Source organism: Nocardia asiatica NBRC 100129, assembly GCF_000308415.1.
Lineage (GTDB): Bacteria > Actinomycetota > Actinomycetes > Mycobacteriales > Mycobacteriaceae > Nocardia > Nocardia asiatica.
Map to the genome: position 1 here is coordinate 1 of NZ_BAFS01000030.1, position 16511 is coordinate 16511.

The window sequence follows — 16511 nt, forward strand, 5'->3', positions numbered from 1 at the left end:
CGGCGCGGCGTCCCCGGCCCGGCGCGGCGGCCGGGTCCGGCGGCGTGGGGTCGGCGCGACGGCCTCTGCGGCCGCTGCGTTCGTTGTCGACCCGCTGGACCAGATCCTGGACCGTCAGGGGCGCGGAACTCTGATCGGGAGTGGCGTCGGCATGGCGGGAACGACGAGACGTGCGTGCGGCGTCTGCTTCGGGGTAGTCCTCCGCGGGATACCGCTCCCACGGGGCGCGACCTCCGGGCCGTGGCGAACGCCCGTGCCGATCGTCACCCACCAACGAACCTCGCTTTTCGTCTTGCTTTCCGCCTGGATCACACCGGACCGGCGGCACCGATCCCGCAATGATAACGATTCCGCCACGGCGGGCCACCCCACAGCGAAATCGAACAGTTCACAACAATGTTTGACGCTTCGTTCGCTGCGCGGTTGCCCTGTCACCCACCGCTGTGCATCACATCGGCGGCTCTCGGCACCGCCGGATCGTCCGGGTCGTCGAGCCAGCCGTGCGGCAGCGCGACCTTGCCCGGTGAGCCCTGCCTGCCCCGCGGGCCTTCCGCGTCCCTCGGGAACGGCGCCGTCGGATCGAGCTGTCCGACAAGGTCTTCGAGTTGTGCGAGGCTGCCTACCGTGGCGAACGCGCGCCGCAGGTCCGCGCCGACCGGGAAGCCCATCAGATACCAGGCCATGTGCTTGCGCAGATCACGCATGGCCTTGTCCTCGCCCAGATGCTCCGCCAGCAGCGCGCCGTGCCGGTACAGCACCGCGCCGACCCGGCCCAGATCGGGAGCCGCGGGCAGCGGCTCGCCACGCAGCGCCGCCTGCAGCTCCGCGAACAGCCACGGCCTGCCCAGGCAGCCACGACCGACGACGACGCCGTCGCAGCCGGTCTCGTCCATCATGCGGACCGCGTCGTCGGCGGCGAAGATGTCGCCGTTGCCGAGCACCGGAATCGAGGTGACGGCCTCCTTGAGCCGGGCGATCGCGCTCCAGTCGGCCTGGCCGGAGTAGCGCTGGGCGGCCGTGCGCGCGTGCAACGCGACCGCTCGCGCGCCCTCGGCTTCGGCGATGCGTCCTGCGTCCAGGTAGGTGAGGTGATCGTCATCGATGCCGATGCGGAACTTCAGGGTGACCGGAACCCCCGCCGGCTCGGCAGCGCTGACCATGGCGCGCACAATGCTTCGGAACAGCGTCCGCTTGTAGGGCAGGGCGGCGCCGCCGCCGAGCCGGGTGACCTTGGGCACGGGGCAGCCGAGGTTCAGGTCGATGTGATCGGCCCAGCCCTCGCCGACGATGATCCGCACCGCTTCGCCGAGGGTGGCGGGGTCCACACCGTAGAGCTGCATCGAGCGGGGATGCTCGTCGGCGTCGAACGCCATCATGTGCAGCGTCTTCTCGTTGCGCTCGACCACGGCCCGGGCGGTGATCATCTCGCACACGTAGATCGAGGTCGGGCTGCCGAACTCCCGGCACAGCTTCCGGAACGCCAGGTTCGTGATGCCCGCCATCGGCGCCAGCACGACCGGCGGATCGACCGGATACGGTCCGATCCGCAGTTTCGCCTTCGCCTCGGTAGTCATCGTCACGCCGACCAGTGTCTCATTTCCGCACGTTCGTCGGCCGGAGCGGGGCGCTCGCCCCGCGCGCATGTCGCCATGGGGGCGCTACACCGATCCGTTCATACCGCGCCGCCGCCCAGTGCCCGGACGGCGGCGGTGTGCTTCGTCGCGGCGGTCAGCCTACCGAGCTGCCGGCCATCTGGCGGTCGCGCTTGGCGGCTTCGCGAGCCAGCATCCGGTCGCGCTGCTCCTCGAACTTGATGACGTCCTTGGCCAGCCTGTCCAGGAACAGGCCGAGGCGCTCGCGGACCGCTTCGCCACGGGGGGTGAAGTCGGTGCGCTCGAAGATGTTCCACTTCTTCAGCACCGGCTGGACGACCTCTTCCAGGTGCTGGCGCAGGTCGTAGATGCCGTGCTTGGCCATCAGCACGCCGTTGCGGCGGAAGTTGGGCATGCCCGCGCCGGGCATCTGGAAGTTCTCCAGGATCAGCGTGATGGCCTCGATGGCCTGGTCGGGAGCCAGGTCGAGGGCGGCGCCGCACATGTTGCGGTAGAAGATCATGTGCAGGTTCTCGTCGGCGGCGACGCGCTGCAGCATGCGGTCGGCGATCGGGTCGTCACAGACCTTGCCGGTGTTGCGGTGGCTGACCCGGGTGGCGAGCTCCTGGAAGGTGACATACGCGACGGAATGCAGGAACCCGGCGTCGGCTTCGGCGGGCGAGGCGAAGCCGTTGGTCATATGGACCATGCGGGCCTCTTCGAGGGCGACCGGGTCGACGCCGCGGGTGACGACGAGGTAGTCGCGCATGACGATGCCGTGGCGGTTCTCCTCGGCGGTCCAGCGGCCGACCCAGGTGCCCCACGCGCCGTCCTGCGAGAAGTTCTCGGCGATCTCCCGGTGGTAGGACGGCAGGTTGTCCTCGGTGAGCAGGTTGGTGATCATGGCCGCCTTCGCGACCTCATTGAGCCGGGACTGCTCCGGGTCCCAATCCACCCCACCGAGTGCCGCGAAATTGCGGCCCTCGTCCCACGGGACGTAGTCGTGCGGATGCCATTCCTTTGCCATGGAGAGGTGCCGGTTGACGTTTTCTTCGGCAACCGGCTCCAACTCCGTCAGAAGCTCGAGTTGAGTCAGATCCCTTGCCATGTATGAACCCTTCAGTGTGTGCTTCCGGTCGTGCAGGTCATCCCAAGGTAGACCGATACCGATGCGGCCATACCTTACGGCACCGTAGGTGTGATGCGAAACGCATCCGTTAGACGATCGATGCCCTGGTGATCCACCTCATACGACGTCTTCGCCGATCAGTGATCTACACGAGTGTATGGGTTGCACCCGCGGCGAGGGGACTATCGACGCGGGGTGGGAAGTGTTAGCGGAACGTGCTCGACCGCACAAACCCGGCCGGACACCGGTATGCGGCCCGCGACCGGCGCTAGAGCGACTCGGACCGTTCCGCTGGTGTCGCGCCGACGGCAGCGCGCCCGGCGACTCGCCGACGCGACCTCGGCCGCCACGGCTGTCCACTGCGAGCACTCGAGCAGATCCCGGCTCTGGCGCCCCCGAGTTGTCCTCGATCGGTGCTTTGTGCCCTTCCTCACAAGCCGACCGGTTCCCACTTCAGGTTCGACGGCTCGTTCGGGTTTCGGCCTTATTGTTCCGACCGGCGTCGAATCTGTCCGGCAGTGGCATCTGCGGCCTGACTCGCCCTTCCTCGCGGAGGCCTCTATATCCGCCTTCGCTCAGTACGGCCGGAAACGGAGCGCCGAACGGTCGGCGGGCGAGTGGCGACGTCGGCGCCGGTATCCATGGTGAACTCGGCGAAACAGATCGGGCGCCCGGAGTGACCGGGCGCCCGACGCGTGTGCCCCCAGTAGGGCTCGAACCTACGACCTGCGGATTAAAAGTCCGTAGCTCTACCAACTGAGCTATAGGGGCGCGCGGAGGAACAGTGTAGTGCTATAGGGGGCCGATGCCCCAATCGGGGGAGTTCGTGTCGGCGGGATGGATGGATGGGTGGTGTCGGCGTGGCGGACCGGGTGTGGCGTGTGGCGGAGTGGGGAGGGGGTGACACCGCGTGCAGAGTGGGCGATGCAGGCGGTAAACATTTTGGCACCCAGCTTTGTTCATTTCCGCTCGATCTGGATATCATTCAATCATGTTGGCTGGCAATGAGTTTGGATTTGCAGGGGGTGAGCGGCCCGAGCCGGGGGAGGCCCGTGGGATGGGTTGGCGGGCGAGGCGTGGGTGGCGGCCGGTCCTTCGGCCTGCCGATCGGCTCGGCTGAACGATGCTGAGCCGCTGGTGAATTCGCACACCTGTCGAACCGGACCCTTGGGTTGCCAAATATTTGCCGTAACAGAAAACGGAATCGGACGGCTGGCTGACTCGTCAGTTTGCCGCGTGTCGGATCGGGATTCCGGGTACGGTGACGCCTTGATGAATTCCGAAAGAATCGCCGACTCGATCGGCGCCGCGGAATTCGGTTTGTCGTTGCTGTGTCCGGAGGGGTCGCGGTCGGTCCGGCCGGCTACGGCTCGGCGGAACTCGATGCCGCAGGAGGAGGCACGTTCGAGACGAAGAAATGCCCGGATGCGCACCCCCTGCGGCGCACCCGGGCAGGCAAACTATACCAGCTGGTGTGTTTCAGGTATTTCCCGAGTTTTCGTACCGAAAGTTTGAAAACGCTCGAAAACCGGGTTTGAAGTATCGATAAACTAATGAATTCGCGCCGAGGGTCCGTTCCTTCGGGGGTGGCTGATTGGCGGCGAGTAGGCTTCGGAGGCGTTTCGAGCATGGCACGGCAGCAAGAGCGGGCCCGCCGGACACGGGCGGCGATTATCAGGTCCGCCGCCGTTGAGTTCGGGAAGAGCGGCTATGCCGCTGCATCGCTCAACCGCATACTGGAAGGGTCGCGCGCCACCAAGGGCGCGATGTACTTCCATTTCGATTCGAAGGAAGATCTGGCACGCGCGGTGCTGGAGACCGCGGTGGAACGCTACCGCGCCTCCGCCGAGCGCTGGCTGGCCCGAACGGATCTCAGTCCGCTGGACATCCTGCACGGAGTGGTCGACGAGATCGCGCTGCGGCTGGAGCACGACATCATCGTGCAGGCCGAGTACCGCCTGATCATCGAGCCGGACTTCTATCGCGACGTGCAGGCGGGCGGCGGCCGCATCCTGGGCCGCACGACAAGGGTGCTCACCGTCCGCGCCATCGACCATGGGCAGCTGCGCGCGAACGCCGACCCCGACCGGTTCACCCGCACGCTCGCCGCCGCGCTGGCCGGTCAGCGGTACATGGTGGACCTGCTCGGCGGCCAGGTCGATCTGCGGGCGCGGTTCGAGGAAGCGCTCGAGGTCGTGGTCGAGGCGATGGCCACCGGGGAATGGCTGGAAAAGTTCCGCAGCGACGGCTGGCGGGCGCAGGCGCGCCTGGAGGAGCTCGGTTTGAGCCTCTGACCAGCCGGTTTGGGATTCGAGTCCGGTCTGTCATAAGCTATCCCAGCTCCCAACGGACAGCCGTTGAAAGCCGGTCCGGAGAAATCCGGGACGAGCCCCCTTCGTCTAGCGGCCTAGGACGCCGCCCTTTCAAGGCGGTAGCGCGGGTTCGAATCCCGTAGGGGGTACGATCTTCGGATCGTTGGTAGCAGAGCATGGCCCTGTGGCGCAGTTGGTTAGCGCGCCGCCCTGTCACGGCGGAGGTCGCGGGTTCGAGTCCCGTCAGGGTCGCAAGTAAGCGCCGGAGATATCCGGCGTTTCGCGTATGGCATTCACTTCGGGTGCCTGCGGCCAGGTAGCTCAGTTGGTACGAGCGTCCGCCTGAAAAGCGGAAGGTCGCCGGTTCGATCCCGGCCCTGGCCACTCCACTCGTACCGGCTCATGCTCATGGAGAGCATGAGCCGGGTTCGTTTCGTCATGTTTTGTGGGGGTGCAACCCCCACCCCCCGCCCGGCGGGCTTCGCCCCCGGACCCCCTGGATGGTGGCTGCGTTTGGTGGGTGTCGTTCGGGTTGATTCTGTGTTTTCAGTTCAATCCAGGTCGACGGCCACCCCTTGTTGCGGAGATCGAAGCGCGCGGCGCGATTGCCCGCACCTGCTCGAATGGTGTGTCGAATCGCACAGAGCCGCAGCATGGTTCGTAACTGGGTGCGTAGACGTCCGGTGCGCCGCGGGTAGGCTGGCGCCGCCATGTCGACCCTTCTCCTCGCGCTCGCGGGGCTCGCCTTCCTCGACTCGCTCGACTTGTTGCTGATCGGCGTGACCACGGCTGTGGTCTACGACAGCCGGTTGAGCCGCCGCTCGCCGCTGGTGGGCGTTCTGAGCTTGCTGGCGGGCGTCTTCGCCGTCACCACCGCCTTCGGGGTCTGCACGGTCCTGGGGATCGGTTTCGTGACCGATCTGATCGACTTCCGGATCACTCCGGCGGTGCGGTATTGGGGCGAACTCGGGGCCGGGCTGGTGCTGATCGCACTCGCGAGCATTCGAATGACCGGCGCGGCGGCCCCGCAACGCGCGCCCACATTGCGACGCCGGCCGTGGATGCTCGCCGGTGTCGGCGTGGCGATCGGTATCGCACAGGCACCGACCGCGGTCCCTTATCTCGCCGGACTGGCAATGATCTCCGCGCGAAATCCGCTACCGACGTTGTGGCCGCTGATCGTGGTGGCCTATTGCGCGCTGGCATTGCTGCCGCCGTTGGTGATACTTGCCCTCGCGATGCGGCGCACGACCGGGGCGCGGCGGATGTATCGAAAAGTTGTTCGCATTATCACTACATACGGTCCGATCTCGGTCCGCGTACTCTTCGCGATCTTCGGCGTGGTTCTCCTGTGTGACGCGCTCCACCATTACCGGAGCCTTTGGTAGTACGGATCAATTGCCTTCTACCGAGCGCCGCATCGCGCACGGGAAAAGAGGTTGAACGGTGGTGTGCGGTGGGATGCTGGAGGTATGGCTGAGCGCTGGTATTACTGCTTGAAGCACCAACGGGCCGAGCAAGGGCGGCAGTGCTGGTTCCGCGATCGGATGGGACCGTACCCGGACAAGGCGACGGCGGAGCGGGCGCTCGAGATCGCCCACGCGCGCAACGAGCGGGAGGACGCCAGGGACCGAGCCTGGCGGGACGGGGACTGAGGCGAGAGCGGGTACGCACGGGACGGTCCTTCCCCCGGGCGGTGAAGTTGATCTTGAGCCGCTGGTCGCGGGCCCGGACGGGCTCCGCCCGGGTGCGGCCGCTGGGGTCCCGGTGCGGTGTATCGAGTACGGTTCTCCAGAACTCGACTAATGCTCGGTGGTCCTGGCGTGGGCTGCGAGCGGAAACCAGGATCAGCAGGGAGGGCGACCCTTGAGGGTTACCGTTGTTGTGCCGACCTACAACGAGCGGGAGAATCTGCCGGTTGCGGTGGAGCGGCTGACCGCGCTGCCGGTGCCCGACCTGCACGTCCTCGTGGTGGACGACAGTTCGCCGGACGGCACCGGCGAGGTGGCCGACAAGCTCGCCGCCGAGCTGCCGAACGTCGTGGGCGTGCTGCACCGGACCGAGAAGGACGGGCTCGGGCGCGCGTACGTCGCGGGCATCACGCGGGCGCTGGACGAGGGCGCGGACGTGGTGATCCAAATGGACGCCGACCTGTCGCATCCGGCCGAAGTGATCCCCGCCATGCTGGAGAAGCTGTCGACCACGGACGCCGGTGTCGTGCTCGGTTCCCGGTACGTCCCGGGCGGCTCGACCGCCGCCGAATGGAAGTGGTACCGCAAGGCGCTGTCGGCCTGGGCCAACTTCTACGTGAACCTGATTCTGCGGTTGGGCGTCAAGGACGCCACCGCGGGTTTCAAGGCGTGGAAAGCCGACACCCTGCGCGCCATCGACGTGGCCGCGATCCGCAGCAACGGGTACTCCTTCCAGGTCGAGATGAACTACCGCACCATCAAGAAGGGGATCGCGATCGCCGAGGTGCCGATCCGGTTCGAGGAGCGGACGCTCGGCGCCTCCAAGATGAGCCTCAAGGTGCAACTCGAGTCGGCGCTGATGCCGTGGAAGCTGCTGTTCGGCCGCGCGGTCTGAGCAACGGCCGATGGGCCCCGCCGCCGGAGGGAAGCGAGGCCCGGCGGGGGCGATGGCGTCCTTTCCCGGCGCGGCGCACGCCGGGCCAGGTCAGCGGGGCCAATCCAGCAGTGTGTCGACGAACAACTGGCGTACCCGCGCCACCTTGGCGTCCAAGTCGCGAGGGTCCCACCCGCTGACGTCGATCGGGTCGAGGATCGCCACGTCGACCGTTCCGGGTCGGGCGACCATCGCGTTGCGCCAGCAGACTTCGCCCGCGTTCCGTATGACCACCGGGATCACCGGTACCCCGGCCTGTATCGCGACGTGGAACGCGCCCTTCTTGAACAGCCCGACCTCGGGAGTGTAGGAGCGGGTTCCTTCCGGAGACACCGCGACCGACAAGCCGCCGCGCAGAGTCTCGACCACCGGCTGCAACGCCGCCCTGGCCCGTGCGCTGTTCTTGCGATCGATGAACGTCACGCCGACGAAGCGCATGAGCGGCCCGAAGACCGGATTCTTGGTGAGTTCCTTCTTGCCGATGGCGGTGACGCCGCCGCCGAGCACCGCGGGCACGATGATGATGTCGAACTGACTCTGGTGGTTGAACAAGAAGACCGCGGGGCGGGGTGCTCTCGCGTTCTCCGCTCCCGTGACCCGCACGTGCACTCCCGCGATGCGCAGCGTATTGCGCGTCGCGTGCGCCAGCAGCGCGTCGGCCATCTGCCTGCGGTCTTTGGTGGGCGCCTTCGAAGCGACACCGAACAGCGCGCCGCCGAGCAACCCGGCGAAGCCGGCCGCGGTGCGCGCGTAATCGCTCACGCGCGGGGGGCGGCGCGGCCGGAACGTCAGCCTGCCCCAGTGCTGCAGGTCGGCGACGTCGGCCAGCGCGTCGTCGGGGTTCACCACCACGGGATGCCCGGTCTGCGACAGCATCGGCAGATCGGCGCTCGTGCCGGAGTAGGCGTAGCTGAGTTCGAGATCCACCTCGTGGGCGGCCGCGAACCCCGCGATCGCCTCGGCCTTGCCGTTGCGCCACAGCGGCTTCCCGTCGGGATACCCGGTGAGCACGCCGTCGCGGGTGGCCATCGGCGTGCACAGCACGTGCTCGATGCCCAGCTGAGCCGCCGCGGGCGCCACCTGGAACTCGGTCAGCGAACTGACCAGCACGATGGTGTGCCCGGCCGCCTGGTGGGTCCGGATCAGCTCCCATGCCTCGGGATACAGGTGCCCGTAGACGGTGCGCTGGAACAGTCGCCGACCCAGCGTGGTCATCTCCTCTTCGGACCGTCCCGCCAGTGCCTCGGACAGGTCGCGGAGCAACCGGCTGTACTCGCCGTCGGTCATGTGGTTCCGGATGCCGCCGAGCAGTACGTCGGCGGGCTTGCGGCGACGGCGTGGCCCCGGGCCGTCGACGACGGCGCCGAAATCGAAGACAGCCGCGACGGCGCGGCCTTGCGGCCCCGAGCGGATGGCGGCGAGCGCGGCGTCGAGATCAGCGCGTGCGCCGGTCATCGGAACCTCCTGCGCCGGGTGAGTGTCGCTCACCAGGCCTCCCGATTGGACGGGTCGAGTGCGGCGGCCTGTGCGATGCGGGCGCCGATGGTGCGCAGGCGCTCGGCGAATTCGGTTCTGCGCTGGAGCAGCCGTCGGGCCGCTTCGGCCGGTTCCTCGTCGGGGGCCGTTTCCAGCAGGCCGTAGTTGTCGGCGAGCTTGAGGGCGCTGGTGAACAATTCAGTGGAGACCGACTCGGGGCTGTGCAACCGCTGTTGCAGCATCATCTGCTTGCCGACCGCCACGCATTCGGTGGTCAGCTCCTTGCGGTCGATCTCCTCGCTCGCGTCCCGGGCGGCCAGCCGTTCGGCCACCACCAACTGCGCGTCGACGAACGAGCGCAGTACGCGGTGGGCCATCGTGAAGCCGGATGCGGTGAGTTTCGCCAAGATGTCCGAGCCGAGGGTGTCGCGGCGGGTGTGGGTGTACCAGTCCGGATCCACCAGGAGCATCTCCGCGACCATCTGGTCGGCGAACTCGCCGCGATCGGGGAAGAAGAACTCGAACTTCAGCAGGTCGCGCAGCCGGAACGCCTCGTCCCAGCCGGTCTTCAGAGCGTCGGCGTCGCCGTTGTCGACCGCGGCCAGGATGGACAGCTCGAGGATGGCGCGGTTGACGAACCAGTGCACCGCGCTGTTGCGGTAGAAGGCGGCCTCCAGATGCGCACCGGACTCGATCGAGTACACCGGTTCGATCCCGCCGCGATACACCGTGACCACCTTGGCCAGCGACAACTGTTCCAGCACCACGGCCAGGCCCTGCTCGTCCCGGAGCGCGTCCAGTTCGCCGCGCGGCAGCTCACGCTTGTCGATGTAGCCGAGCACGGGCGCCAGCACCGTGCGTACCTCGCCGAGGGTGAGCGCGCGCCCGTCCACACCCAGCAGCGCCAGGGTGACCAGCGCGTTGACCGTGATCGGCGTGACCGCGTTGATCCCCACCGCGACTTCGAACGCCAGCCGCTGCACGGCCTTCCGTTCCAGCTCGGTGATCTCCGGCGGGTCGCTGTCGACGACTCCGGCCTCGACGCGCGGCGGCGGGATCGGCTCCGTGTGATGCAACGGGATGGTCAGCGGGGGCGCCGTCAGGGGGTCGCCGTGCGCGGCGAGCCGATCGCGCGCCGACAGCGGCTCACCGAAGCGGACGTACACGTGCCCGGCGGAGTGCTGCTGGCTGCGGATATAACGGGCCAGCCAGGTCAGCCCCTCGGGTTTCTTCTTGCCGCCCTCCTGCTCGGTGGCGATGGCGCCGAGTTCGTTGAGCCGCTCGTAGGTGATCGAGACCGGAACCAGCATGACGTCATCGATGCGGTTCGAACGCACCGCGGCGGCGAGATAGTTCAGCAGGCCGTAGCGCGGCGGCCGCAGTTTGCCGGTGCGGGTGCGGCCGCCTTCGAAGTACCACTCCAGGTTGAAGCGCTTGGCCAGCAGATAGGCGAAGTACTCCTCGACGACGGCCTTGTAGACCTCGTCGTCGCCGAAACTGCGCCGGATGAAGACGGTTCCGGTGCGCCGCGCGATCGGGCCCATCGGCCAGAAGCTGAGATTCGCGCCGCCGATCACATGGTTCGGCGGGAAGTCGTTGCGAGCCAGCACGTCTCCGAGCACGAACGCGTCGACGTAGGAGCGATGCGAGGGCAGGAACACCAGCGGGAAGCGGCGGTTGAGGTCGCGCAATCCGGTCAGGCCGGACTCGTCGGGGTCCACCTTCCAGGTCGAGGCGTGCACCGGCCGCATGGCTTGGGTGAACAGGTCGGAGACCAGCCTGCTCTGGGCGGCGACCAGTTCGTTGAGCCCCTTCTCGGCGCGGCGGTACACCTCGTGCGGGCTGGCCCCGATCTGGTCGGCGATCAGCTCCAGTCTGCGCAGGAAGTCTGGGGAGTCGAGGATCTCCTCGGCGACCAGCTTGGGCACCTTGTACCGGTCGCCGATGATGGTGCGTTCGGCGCGTTCCAGCGCCACCACCGCGGCGCGCACGACGGCGCGGGCGAACGGCTCGGCGCTGCCCTTGTCGAACAGCGCCGAGGCTTCCGGGTTGTTCGCGCGCAGCTCACTGAGCCGGGCGGGCGCGCCGGTCAGCACCACGTGGCGGTCCGGCGACTTGGCGAGCAGCCTGCGCTGCGCCAGCCGGTTGGGCTTGCGCGGGTTGGTCATCAGGGCCAGGTCGGCGAAGGTGACGCGGCGGACGCCGTCGCGTTCGGGCGGCAGCCACAGCACGCGGATCGGCACCACCAGTGGATCGTCGCGCCTGCCGACCAGCCGGGCGGCCACCGCGCCCGCGTCCAGGTCCAGTTGGGTGACCGGCGCGTCGGTGCCGAACTCGGTGCCGATCCCGCCATCGGCCAGCCACTTGCCGACGAGTTCGCGTTCCACCCCCGACGCGGCGTCGATCAGGGCCACCACCGATCGCGGTGCGGTCCCGGGCCGTGCTGTCGCGGGTGAATCGCCGCGGTGATCGATCATCGATGTTCTTCCCTCCGCAGGTGACGCTCTCCACTATTCAATCCCGGCGGGTCTCTTCCGCGCAGGCAGTCGGCGTGGCGAGTTCGGTCGCCGCCGTCGGCGGGGCCGAAAGTGCTTGCCGCGTGGTCGGGCATGCCCCGCTCGGACTGATCGCTTCGCGTTCGCGTTGTGGTCTCGAGCACACCGGCGCCATTAAGGAGGTAATGCTAACCTTACCCGCACAAGTTAGGCCAGGGTAACCTTTGGAGGATCGTTGTCGACCACGGAACGCCTGCGGGTTGAGTATGTGACCGATCCGGCGGCAGCGATGTCCCGGCTGGCGGGGGCGGATCGGTTCGGCGAGTACGTGATGTACGAGCGTCCGGGGGAGTGGGTGTTCGCGGCCGATCCGATCGGCAGTGTCGAACTGGATGCGCGCGAGCTGCGCATCACCTGGGCGGGGCAGACCACGACCAGCGGATGGGAAGGCAATCCGGCGGGCGTGATCGACCGGGCGCTCGGCGCGCTTCCGCTCGACGGACGAAACGCCTACGGCTGGATCGGATTCGAATTCTGCGCGTGGGCGCTCGACGTCACCGAGCACGTGGACCCGCGTACCGCGCTGGCGCACCTTATGATCCCCCGGATCGAGGTCACGGTAGGCGAATTCGGCGTCCGGGTATCGGGTGCGACGCCCGCGGAGACGGGCGACATCCACGACCTGATCGCGCAGTCGCAGAACACCGAGCTGCCGCAGGCGCATCCGGCCGACATCCGAGTCGATCCCACCGGCTACCGGGACCGGGTCGCAGAGGCGGTCGGCGAGATCCAGGCCGGCCGCTACCAGAAGGTGATCCTGTCCAGAAAGGTCGAGCTGCCCTTCGCGGTGGACGTTCCGGCGACCTATCGCCTCGGGCGCGCGCACAACACTCCGGCGCGGTCGTTCCTGTTGCGGCTCGGCGGCCTGGAGGCGGCGGGCTTCAGCCCCGAACTGGTCGCGTCCGTGGACGACGAGCGGGTGGTGACCACCGAGCCGCTGGCGGGCACCCGCGCCTTCGGCCGCGGCTCGACGGCCGACCTCGCAGCCAAGGCCGACCTGGTCACCGATCCGAAAGAGATCGTGGAGCACGCGATTTCGGTGCAGACCTCGTTCGCGGAGATCACGGCCGTCGCCGATCCCGGCACGCCCGCGGTGTCGGACTTCATGGCCGTGCGCGAGCGTGGCAGCGTCCAGCACTTGGCGTCCACGGTGCGCGGGCGGCTGGCGGCGGACCGATCCAGCTGGGACGCGCTGGAGGTGCTGTTCCCGTCGGTGACCGCCTCGGGAATTCCCAAGCGCGCGGGCGTCGACTCGGTGTTCCGGCTCGACCACGACCCGCGCGGGCTGTACTCCGGGGCGGTGGTCACCGTTTCGCCGACCGGTGCGCTGGAGGCGACCCTCGTCTTGCGCGCGGTGTACCAGAACACCGAGGGTGCCTGGCTGCGCGCGGGCGCGGGCATCGTCGGCCAGTCACGGCCGGAACGCGAGTTCGAGGAGACCTGCGAGAAATTGGGCAGCATCGCGCCCTACGTGGTGAAGGCATAGCGGAAGACCGGCGGGCAGCGCACCGGATGGTGCGCTGCCCGTCGGCTGCTCGGCGCTACCGCTCGGCGCGCAGTGCTTTCTTGTCGATCTTGCCGACCGCGGTGATCGGCAGCTTGTCGCTGCGGCGCAGCACGTCCGGCAGCTTGTAGGTGGCCAGACCGCGGGCGGCGAGGAAGGTCTTGATCTCGGCCAGCGTCGGCATCTCGCCGTCGACGACCAGGACGGCGCAGACCTTCTCACCCAGCGCCACGTCCGGCAGCCCCACGGCGGCGGCATGCCGGACGGCGGGATGGGCGAGCAGGTGTTCCTCGAGTTCGTCGCAGGAGACGTTCTCGCCGCCGCGATTGATCACGTCTTTGATCCGGCCGGAGACCACGAGATGGCCGCTGGGCAGGCGGCGGACCAGGTCGCCGCTGCGATAGAAGCCGTCCGGGGTGAACGCGCGCGCGTTGTGCTCGGGTGCGCGGTAGTAGCCGCGAATCGTGTACGGCCCCCTGGTCAGTAGCTCGCCCTCCCCGCCGGGCGCCACCTCGTTGCCGTCGGCGTCCACCACGCGGACCTCGTCGGCGGGTGACAGCGGCCTGCCCTGGGTGGTGTGCAGCAGTTCGGCCGGATCGTCGAGCCGGGTGTAGTTGAGCAGGCCCTCGGCCATGCCGAACACCTGTTGCAGGGTGGCGCCCAACGCCGGGGTCACTTCCTTGGCGTTGACCTCCGCCAGTCGCGCGCCGCCGACCTGGAGCAGACGCAGCGAGCTCAGGTCCGCTTCTTCCCATTCGGTGGCCGCGCACCAGAGTTGGGCCAGCGGCGGCACGACGGCGGTGACCGTCACCCGATGCCGCTCGATCGCGGCGAACGCGCTCTCGGGGCTCGGGTCGCCGACGAACGCGATCGCGCCGCCCGTCGCGACGGTGCCCAGTATGCCCGGGCACGCCAGCGGGAAGTTGTGTGCGGCAGGCAATGTCGCGAGATAGACGTCCTGTTCGGTCAGTTCACACACCTCGGCGCTCGCGGTGGCGTTGTAGACGTAGTCGTCGTGCGTGCGCGCGATCAGCTTCGGCAGGCCGGTGGTGCCGCCGGAGACCAGCATCAGGGCGATGTCGCCCGGATCGATTTCGGGCAACGCACCGCCGTCGCACGGTATCGAGGCCAGGTCGGTGAACGGCCCCGGGTCACCGAGCACCAGGACATGGCGCAGTGACGGCACCGCGTCGCGCACGGTGGTCGCCAATTCCCGATAGTCGAAGTCGCCCGCCCGGTCGGCGACGATGTAACCGACCGCGTCGGAAAGCCGGGTCAGGTGCTCGATTTCGGCCCGGCGATGCGCGGGCAGGCTCAACACGGGGATGATTCCGGCGCGCAACAGGCCGAACAGCACGGTCAGGAACTCGGGCACGTTCGGCAGTTGCACCACCACGCGGTCACCGGGGGCGATGCCGAGCGCGAGCAGCCCGTGCGCCATCCGGTCGGCGGCGGCGTCGATATCGGCGTAATCGCGCGTGCCCTGCGCGTCGAGCAGCGCGGGACGCTGGGGATGCCGGTGCGCGGTCGCGCGCAGCAGGTCTCCGAGCGGGCGTCCGGCCCAGTAGCCGGCGGCTCGATATTCCGCAGCCGTGTGCGCGGGAAAGGGTACGTAGCCGTCGCGGTGCGCGGACTCGGTCGGTGTGGAAGTCACGGTCTGCCTCACAAAATCAAGCCAAGTTCTATGCCTTTTAGGTTAGGCAACCCTACCCGCCCGCGCGTGTCGACATCTGCCGTCCGGCGCTGCCGCACACTAGACTTTTCGGCATGACCAGGTGGGACACCTCGAACATGCCCGATCAGAGCGGTCGGAAGTTCATTGTGACAGGGGCCAACAGTGGCCTGGGGGCCGAAACAGTGCGCGCGCTGGCCGCCGCGGGCGGCGAGGTGGTGCTGGCCTGCCGGAACGTGGCCAAGGGCGAACGGGTGGCCGCCGACCTCGGCGACCGGGCCCAGGTGCGCGAATTGGATCTGGCCGATCTCGCCTCGGTCCGCGCGTTCGCCGAGGCCGTCGACGGGGCCGACGTGCTGATCAACAACGCCGGCGTGATGGCGGTGCCGGAGGGGCGCACGGCCGACGGCTTCGAAAAACAGATCGGCACCAACCATCTCGGTCACTTCGCGCTCACCGGACTGCTGCTGGACAAGATCTCCGACCGAATCGTCACCGTCTCCAGCGGAGCGCACCAGGTCGGCGCCATCGATCTGGATGATCTCAACTGGGAGCGGCGCAAATACCAGCGGTGGGCCGCCTACGGGCAGGCGAAGCTGGCCAATCTGATGTTCGCGCGGGAGTTGCAGCGCAGGTTGACCGCCGCGGGTTCGGCGAAGCTCTCGGTCGCCGCGCATCCCGGTTACGCCGCCACCGAATTGCAGTCGCACACCGAGTCGTTCCTCGACCGGCTGATGTGGCTGGGCAACCAGGTGTTCGCGCAGAACGCCGCGATGGGCGCGTTGCCCACGTTGTACGCCGCGACCACCGACGTGGAGCCCGGCGGCTACTACGGGCCCACCGGGCTCGGCGGTATGCGCGGGTACCCGGGGCCGTCCGGATCGTCGAAGGCGTCCAGGGACGAGAAGGTCGCGGCCGACCTGTGGGAGCTGTCGGAGAAGCTGACCGGAGTCACCTACTCCTTTGCGAAGTGAGCGTCAGTCCGCCTCTCGGGCAATGTGATCCACGTCTCACGGTCCGCTGTCACACTCCAGCGCACCGCGTCGTCCTCTTGATGAACCCCAAGGGAACGACGAAGGACGGACATCATGGAACAGCGCTTCGAACTCTTCACCAACCCGGTCGGCGGCAGCTTCGTCAAGCGGCTCACGATGGCCTCGAAGGTGATCAACGACTCCAGCCTGCCCGCCGCGACCTACGAATTGGTGAAGATCCGCGCCAGCCAGATCAACGGCTGCGGTTACTGCACCGACATGCACACCAAGGACGCCGCGCACGCGGGCGAGACCTCCGTGCGGCTCAACCTGATCGCGGCGTGGCACGAGGCCACCGTCTTCACCGAGGCCGAGCGCGCCGCGCTGGCGCTCACCGAGGAGGCCACCCGGATCGGCGACGGCCGCGCGGTCAGCGACGCGGTGTGGCAGGAGGTGCGCAAGCACTACGACGACGACCAGATCGCCGCCCTCATCGCCGCCATCGCGATGATCAACGCCTGGAACCGGATGAACGTCATCGCCCGCACCCCGGCCGGAGATTACGTTCCCGGCCAGTGGGGATGAGACCGGACCCTTCGGCAGCGCCGGCCACCGCGCGGCCCCACCTCGCCGGGGCCGCGCTCAACGCTCGCAACCCCCGCTTCCGGTGGA

12 protein-coding genes, 4 tRNA genes and 1 pseudogene are annotated in these 16511 nt (G+C 68.2%); 10 read left to right on the forward strand and 7 right to left on the reverse strand.

Going from position 1 to position 16511, the window contains the following annotated elements; all coding sequences use genetic code 11:
- The 4 genes and pseudogenes from ON27_RS44265 to ON27_RS03430 all read right to left on the reverse strand — a co-directional run.
- A pseudogene (locus tag ON27_RS44265) lies at window positions 1–271 on the reverse strand (hypothetical protein); the annotation flags it as partial.
- A gap of 160 nt (window positions 272–431) precedes the next feature.
- Window positions 432–1574: a tRNA dihydrouridine synthase DusB gene (dusB, locus tag ON27_RS03420; protein ID WP_043719146.1), complete on the reverse strand. Its 1143-nt coding sequence runs from the start codon at window positions 1572–1574 to the stop codon at window positions 432–434.
- A 154-nt stretch (window positions 1575–1728) separates the two neighbouring features.
- Window positions 1729–2700, reverse strand: a complete 972-nt coding sequence (locus ON27_RS03425; protein ID WP_043719148.1) for an acyl-ACP desaturase — start codon at window positions 2698–2700, stop codon at window positions 1729–1731.
- A 719-nt stretch (window positions 2701–3419) separates the two neighbouring features.
- Window positions 3420–3492: transfer RNA gene (locus ON27_RS03430), tRNA-Lys, on the reverse strand.
- 857 nt (window positions 3493–4349) lie between these two features.
- Here ON27_RS03430 and ON27_RS03435 point away from each other — a divergent pair.
- From ON27_RS03435 to ON27_RS03465, 7 genes are all read left to right on the forward strand, one after another.
- Window positions 4350–5015 (forward strand): TetR family transcriptional regulator, encoded by a 666-nt coding sequence (locus tag ON27_RS03435; RefSeq protein ID WP_043686652.1) that lies wholly within the window; start codon window positions 4350–4352, stop codon window positions 5013–5015.
- 94 nt (window positions 5016–5109) lie between these two features.
- Window positions 5110–5182 (forward strand) — tRNA-Glu (locus ON27_RS03440).
- Between the two features lie 29 nt (window positions 5183–5211).
- Window positions 5212–5285: transfer RNA gene (locus tag ON27_RS03445), tRNA-Asp, on the forward strand.
- Between the two features lie 58 nt (window positions 5286–5343).
- Window positions 5344–5417: transfer RNA gene (locus ON27_RS03450), tRNA-Phe, on the forward strand.
- A 326-nt stretch (window positions 5418–5743) separates the two neighbouring features.
- Window positions 5744–6421 (forward strand): GAP family protein, encoded by a 678-nt coding sequence (locus ON27_RS03455; protein ID WP_043719150.1) that lies wholly within the window; start codon window positions 5744–5746, stop codon window positions 6419–6421.
- Window positions 6422–6505: 84 nt separating this feature from the next.
- The gene (locus ON27_RS03460) at window positions 6506–6688 is read left to right on the forward strand and encodes a hypothetical protein (RefSeq protein WP_043719152.1); all 183 of its coding nucleotides are present in this window, start codon (window positions 6506–6508) and stop codon (window positions 6686–6688) included.
- Window positions 6689–6899: 211 nt separating this feature from the next.
- A complete protein-coding gene (locus ON27_RS03465; protein ID WP_280413565.1) occupies window positions 6900–7619 on the forward strand; it encodes a polyprenol monophosphomannose synthase in 720 nt (239 codons plus the stop codon).
- Between the two features lie 90 nt (window positions 7620–7709).
- On the opposite strand, the gene ON27_RS03470 is transcribed toward ON27_RS03465, so the two are convergent.
- Both ON27_RS03470 and ON27_RS03475 read right to left on the reverse strand, forming a co-directional pair.
- Entirely contained in the window at window positions 7710–9113 is a 1404-nt protein-coding gene (locus tag ON27_RS03470; RefSeq protein ID WP_043719207.1) for an HAD-IB family hydrolase, read from the reverse strand.
- Between the two features lie 29 nt (window positions 9114–9142).
- Window positions 9143–11611: a glycerol-3-phosphate 1-O-acyltransferase gene (locus tag ON27_RS03475; protein WP_043719157.1), complete on the reverse strand. Its 2469-nt coding sequence runs from the start codon at window positions 11609–11611 to the stop codon at window positions 9143–9145.
- 253 nt (window positions 11612–11864) lie between these two features.
- Here ON27_RS03475 and nbtS point away from each other — a divergent pair, with 253 nt between their 5' ends.
- The gene (gene nbtS, locus ON27_RS03480; RefSeq protein ID WP_043719159.1) at window positions 11865–13175 is read left to right on the forward strand and encodes a nocobactin biosynthesis salicylate synthase NbtS; all 1311 of its coding nucleotides are present in this window, start codon (window positions 11865–11867) and stop codon (window positions 13173–13175) included.
- A 55-nt stretch (window positions 13176–13230) separates the two neighbouring features.
- On the opposite strand, the gene ON27_RS03485 is transcribed toward nbtS, so the two are convergent.
- Window positions 13231–14847, reverse strand: coding sequence for a (2,3-dihydroxybenzoyl)adenylate synthase (locus ON27_RS03485; protein WP_043719162.1), 1617 nt, complete (start codon window positions 14845–14847; stop codon window positions 13231–13233).
- Between the two features lie 113 nt (window positions 14848–14960).
- On the opposite strand from ON27_RS03485, the gene ON27_RS03490 reads away from it, so the two are divergent.
- Window positions 14961–15839 (forward strand): oxidoreductase, encoded by an 879-nt coding sequence (locus ON27_RS03490; protein ID WP_043719164.1) that lies wholly within the window; start codon window positions 14961–14963, stop codon window positions 15837–15839.
- A gap of 114 nt (window positions 15840–15953) precedes the next feature.
- Window positions 15954–16424, forward strand: a complete 471-nt coding sequence (locus ON27_RS03495) for a carboxymuconolactone decarboxylase family protein (protein WP_043719168.1) — start codon at window positions 15954–15956, stop codon at window positions 16422–16424.
- Window positions 16425–16511: the final 87 nt, after the last annotated feature.

What these genes read in the sequence shown, in the direction of transcription:
- ON27_RS03425 (WP_043719148.1), bottom strand. Translation starts at nt 2,700, where the DNA reads ATGGCAAGGGATCTGACTCAACTCGAGCTTCTGACGGAGTTGGAGCCG.
- ON27_RS03475 (WP_043719157.1), bottom strand. Translation starts at nt 11,611, where the DNA reads ATGATCGATCACCGCGGCGATTCACCCGCGACAGCACGGCCCGGGACC.
- ON27_RS03435 (WP_043686652.1), top strand. Translation starts at nt 4,350, where the DNA reads ATGGCACGGCAGCAAGAGCGGGCCCGCCGGACACGGGCGGCGATTATC.
- ON27_RS03470 (WP_043719207.1), bottom strand. Translation starts at nt 9,113, where the DNA reads ATGACCGGCGCACGCGCTGATCTCGACGCCGCGCTCGCCGCCATCCGC.
- ON27_RS03495 (WP_043719168.1), top strand. Translation starts at nt 15,954, where the DNA reads ATGGAACAGCGCTTCGAACTCTTCACCAACCCGGTCGGCGGCAGCTTC.
- ON27_RS03490 (WP_043719164.1), top strand. Translation starts at nt 14,961, where the DNA reads ATGACCAGGTGGGACACCTCGAACATGCCCGATCAGAGCGGTCGGAAG.
- ON27_RS03460 (WP_043719152.1), top strand. Translation starts at nt 6,506, where the DNA reads ATGGCTGAGCGCTGGTATTACTGCTTGAAGCACCAACGGGCCGAGCAA.
- ON27_RS03455 (WP_043719150.1), top strand. Translation starts at nt 5,744, where the DNA reads ATGTCGACCCTTCTCCTCGCGCTCGCGGGGCTCGCCTTCCTCGACTCG.
- dusB (WP_043719146.1), bottom strand. Translation starts at nt 1,574, where the DNA reads ATGACTACCGAGGCGAAGGCGAAACTGCGGATCGGACCGTATCCGGTC.